This window comes from Variovorax glucosi, from assembly GCF_051216695.1.
Lineage (GTDB): Bacteria > Pseudomonadota > Gammaproteobacteria > Burkholderiales > Burkholderiaceae_C > Variovorax.
This window is the reverse complement of record NZ_JBPJZE010000414.1, coordinates 1-1,025: the sequence shown is the minus strand read 5'-3', so window position 1 is coordinate 1,025 and position 1,025 is coordinate 1. Positions and strand designations below refer to the sequence as shown.

1 protein-coding gene and 1 pseudogene are annotated in these 1,025 nt (G+C 66.6%); both read left to right on the top strand.

The window, feature by feature from the left end; all coding sequences use genetic code 11:
* A pseudogene (locus tag ACSFA3_RS26125) lies at positions 1–230 on the top strand (1-acyl-sn-glycerol-3-phosphate acyltransferase); the annotation flags it as partial.
* Positions 197–973 (top strand): glycosyltransferase family 2 protein, encoded by a 777-nt coding sequence (locus ACSFA3_RS26120; RefSeq protein WP_435508203.1) that lies wholly within the window; start codon positions 197–199, stop codon positions 971–973. The pseudogene ACSFA3_RS26125 and the gene ACSFA3_RS26120, both read left to right, overlap by 34 nt.
* Positions 974–1,025: the final 52 nt, after the last annotated feature.

Here is a 1,025-nt window from a genome sequence, read left to right as displayed (position 1 = left end):
CGGTGTTCATCGACACCGACTCGCCCTACCTCGCCAAGGGCTGGCCGCTGTGGCGCGTGCCACCGCTGCCCATCGTCTTCACCCTGCGGATCGGCAAGCGCTTCTCGCCCACGCAGGACAGCGACGTGCTGCAGGCCGAGCTCGAACAATACTTTCGCCAAAACATGGAACAGCGCGCCACCGAAGCGTCCCCCGAATGCCAGACGCCTCGCGCACCCACATTGTCCTGATCCCCAGCTACAACACCGGCGAGCGCCTGTTCTCGACCGTCGCTGCAGCGCGCGCACAGTGGAACCCGGTGTGGGTGGTAGTCGACGGCAGCGACGACGGCACGGGCGAGCGGCTGCAGCAGATGGCGACCAGCGATCCGGGCCTGCGCGTGTGGGTGCTGCCGCAGAACCAGGGCAAGGGTTCAGCTGTGCTGCACGGCCTGCGCACCGCCAGGGAGGCCGGTTTCACGCACGCGCTGACGATGGATTCCGACGGACAACACCCGGCGGACCTGATCCCTGAGTTCATGAAAGCTTCGCTGGCCCGCCCCGAGACGATGGTGCTCGGGCGCCCGGTGTTCGACGCAAGCGCGCCGCTGCTGCGCGTGCGCGGGCGGCGTGTGTCGAACGGGTGGACGCAGCTCGAGACGCTGTTCGCCGGCGTGGGCGATTCGCTCTACGGCTTTCGCGTGTATCCGGTGACGGACCTGATCGCCGTCATGGAACGGCAGCCCTGGATGCGGCGCTTCGACTTCGACACCGAAGCGGTCGTGCGGCTGGCTTGGCGCGGCGTCAAGCCGGTGAACATCGATGCGCCGGTGAAGTACCTGACGGCCGAGGAAGGCGGGATTTCACACTTCCGCTATGGGCGCGACAACGTGCTGCTTACGTGGATGCATGCGCGGCTGATGGTGGAGTTCGTGCTGCGGCTGCCTGGACTGGTGTTTCGCAAGCTGGCGAAGAAGGCACCGTTTCAGGATTGACTCTTGCTCGCGGATTTTGGGGCGAGCCCGGCACGGGGTACGCTGGGTCGTC

What these genes read in the sequence shown, in the direction of transcription:
- ACSFA3_RS26120 (WP_435508203.1), top strand. Translation starts at nt 197, where the DNA reads ATGCCAGACGCCTCGCGCACCCACATTGTCCTGATCCCCAGCTACAAC.